The sequence below is a fragment of the uncultured Cetobacterium sp. genome, assembly GCF_947039425.1.
Lineage (GTDB): Bacteria > Fusobacteriota > Fusobacteriia > Fusobacteriales > Fusobacteriaceae > Cetobacterium_A.
This window is the reverse complement of record NZ_CAMQYW010000243.1, coordinates 1-3024: the sequence shown is the minus strand read 5'-3', so window position 1 is coordinate 3024 and position 3024 is coordinate 1. Positions and strand designations below refer to the sequence as shown.

The window sequence follows — 3024 nt, the reverse complement described above, 5'->3', positions numbered from 1 at the left end:
TTATCATAATTTTCTAATATAATATCTTGTGTTGTTAGGATTGTTGCTCTAAATCCTGATCTAACAGTTAAAGTTGGTTGAACATTTAAAACTTTTTGTGCATATCTATTCCCTACTGCCATTATTTGTTGCCCTGCTCCTTCTCCTGCTTGATTTTGCCAATCATTTTCATTTTTGTTATTTGATGTTGTTATTGCTCCACCAGCACCTAATATAGCTGACATTAATACAGACCCTACAACTTTAGTCATGTGATTGTTTGTTTTATCTTTTAGTCCTGATTGACCTTCTAAATCACTTCCTAACATGCTGCCTAAATTAATTGATTTTCCATTTGGTAGAGTTAGTCTATTGAAAACTACTTGAACTCTATCTTGACCAAAAGATACATCAGAAGAATATTTTCCTAGTAGCTTTGCTCCTTGTGGAATTAAAAGCTTCATTCCAGTTAAGGAGTCGTAAATATTTTCTCTTGTTATTGCAAGTATTGTTCCAGGTGTGTCAGAATTAACTTTAGCCCACATTGTAACTGGAACAATACTTCCAGCTTTTAGTGTGTATTTTGATATTGTAGGTACTAATGTTTTTCTAAGTATAAATTCATCACTTGAACTTTCATTTATAAATTTTTTCTTTTTTTCTTGCATATTTGGATCATTTGATTCTTGCTTATAAAGCGAAGCTAAAAAATTTGGGTCTAAATTCGGATTTTGGTTAGTGTTACTATTCGCTATGCTTGGATTTATAAACTCTTTATTGCTTTTTTTAAATCCTGAAAGTCTAGCTTCAACAAGCCTTTCCCTTCTTTGTTTTTTTAGTTCTTCTTGAAATAATTCTTCTTCTGTTTTTTGTGGTATATTTTGTAAATTTTGTTGTACAGAAGCTGTTTTTTCTTGTTCTTCCAAAGGTTTTGTCTCTTCTTTTTTTGCTTCAATCTCTTTATCTATTTCTTTTCTGAATTTTTTGTCGCCATAATCATCTGACATATTTTTAGATATTCCACTTCCTGTTACTTTTTCTATTTTTACTGGGAAATTTTCTTTGTTTTCTTCATTACTTTTATTGTCTGTTTCATTTAATGTTAAATAAACAAGTGGTAACCCTACTACAACAAGTAGGATTATTCCTATATATTTACTTATATTTTTAAAATTTAAAGTTGGAGTGTTCGGTTTATTTGTCTTATTTTGTTCTTCTTTTAGTTTATCTCCCATTTCTTCACCCCCTTAATATCTGTATTTCTTATTTTTTATAACAATTTGTTTTTTCCCTAATTTCAATATTCCTGTTTTAAAGATTCTATCTATAATCATTATGTTTAAACCGTTATTTGTCTTTTTTACTCTAAAATTAACAAGAGCGTAATTATTATCTTCTGTTCTTGTTAAGAAAACAGGCATTTCTTGAATATTAGGATTCATTATTAAATAAGTTTTTTTTCCGTCATCAAATATTTGTGTTGGTGTCCAATTATAGTTTTTTGATATTGAGTAACTATTATTAAGTTCGTCTATATTAATAATGGACAAAGGTATTTCTTGTTCCTTTCTTCTTCTAATCTTATTTTCAATTTTTTGTGGGTATAAAAAATTGATAATTGGATTATAAAAAGCATAATATGATGAAACTATAAAATAATATGTATTTTCATTTGTTTTTACTAACAAATCTGTTTTTAAATTTACGTCGCTTGGCTTAATTTTCACTGAATGAATGTCTTCCATAACACTCCACTGGACATTGTCTCCTGTTTCTGCATATTCTATTTTTTCATCACCAAAATTAATTATAGTTTGACGAAGAGGCATAGAATAAATTAAATATTTAACATCTTTTTGAAAAATGACTTTTGTTATTTCTTTTTTTTCAGCTTCTTTAAACAAACTTATTGTTTTAGCAAAAGAAAAAGAATATGCCATTAAAAAGAAGAATATAATCGTTTTTTTCATTTCCAAACTCCTATTTAATTTGCTTTTTTTCTTCTATTGATTGTGATATATCTGTTATATAAATTCCTAAAGGATTATATTTGATTTGTTCCTCATTCTTTGGCCTATCTATCTGTACAGTCAATACTCCAACCATTAAATTTTTTTCTTTTATTTTTCCAGTTGTATCGTATATTTTTTCAATCCACCGTATTTGATAAGTATTCTTTGTTAATTTTAAAGTTGATATGATGTCAATATCTACTGTATTTTGGTTTTTGATTTTTTCACCATAATCATTCTTAACTAAATATTGCTCTATTTTTGTAGCAACACTTGGTATTACAAATGCATTTGCTTCTATTGAATTTTTTTTAAATAAAACTAAATCACTTGGCAAAAACCTTGTTTTTTTTATAAAGTTTTCTAAAAAGTATATTTTAGTTTGTTCATCAGGTTTATATACTTTTTTTGAAAGATCATTTGCATAACCATAAATTGTATAGTTATTGTGATCTTTTTCAACAATATAAGTTCTAATATTTGTTTTAATAGCTATTGTTCCAATAATAAAAAGAGAAAAAAACTGTAAAAGTAAAAGAATGAAAATAACTTTTTTCTTATTATTGTTTGCTTTCGATAAAATAAAATATCTATCATGCTCTGTTAATTCTATTGTTGTACTTACTTTATTTTTATTATTATTTTTCCAACTAAACATTCTTCCCCCTTACCCAATTAAAACTCCACCAGTTAGTTGTAATGCGTCAAGTATCTTATCTAAATTAGAAATTATAAGAGAAACAATAACAACTCCCAATCCCATCATCCACATCTGACCCCCTTTGAAAAAAGCTAAAAGAGTAAAAATTATTCCAACTGCCATAATGTATCTAAATGTTCTAATAATCATTCCCAGAAACTTTTGAAATCCAGTTTCAATTGTAAAACCTGAAAGACTAGCAAAAGTGAATGAATTTAGAATTAGAAAAAACAAAATCAGTACACTCATGTTAAAAAGTATTCCTCTTTTCATTTGCCCTTGTAAAAAATCTTTAAAATTTGTTCTCATTAAAATTCCTCCCTTAAATTTGGG

Annotated in this window: 4 protein-coding genes; all 4 read right to left on the bottom strand. The window is 26.9% G+C overall.

What is annotated here, in order from left to right; genetic code table 11:
• Positions 1–1214, bottom strand: a 1214-nt coding sequence (locus tag Q0V09_RS09870; protein WP_297489080.1) for a TrbI/VirB10 family protein, incomplete at its 3' end; no start/stop codon positions are given.
• Positions 1215–1226: 12 nt separating this feature from the next.
• On the bottom strand, positions 1227–1949 hold the full coding sequence (locus Q0V09_RS09865) for a TrbG/VirB9 family P-type conjugative transfer protein (RefSeq protein ID WP_297407403.1): 723 nt from the start codon (positions 1947–1949) through the stop codon (positions 1227–1229).
• A gap of 10 nt (positions 1950–1959) precedes the next feature.
• A complete protein-coding gene (locus tag Q0V09_RS09860; RefSeq protein WP_297407405.1) occupies positions 1960–2649 on the bottom strand; it encodes a type IV secretion system protein in 690 nt (229 codons plus the stop codon).
• A 9-nt stretch (positions 2650–2658) separates the two neighbouring features.
• Complete coding sequence (locus Q0V09_RS09855; RefSeq protein ID WP_297407407.1) at positions 2659–3000, bottom strand: hypothetical protein; 342 nt, start codon at positions 2998–3000, stop codon at positions 2659–2661.
• Positions 3001–3024 lie beyond the last annotated feature (24 nt).

What these genes read in the sequence shown, in the direction of transcription:
- Q0V09_RS09865 (WP_297407403.1), bottom strand. Translation starts at nt 1,949, where the DNA reads ATGAAAAAAACGATTATATTCTTCTTTTTAATGGCATATTCTTTTTCT.
- Q0V09_RS09855 (WP_297407407.1), bottom strand. Translation starts at nt 3,000, where the DNA reads ATGAGAACAAATTTTAAAGATTTTTTACAAGGGCAAATGAAAAGAGGA.
- Q0V09_RS09860 (WP_297407405.1), bottom strand. Translation starts at nt 2,649, where the DNA reads ATGTTTAGTTGGAAAAATAATAATAAAAATAAAGTAAGTACAACAATA.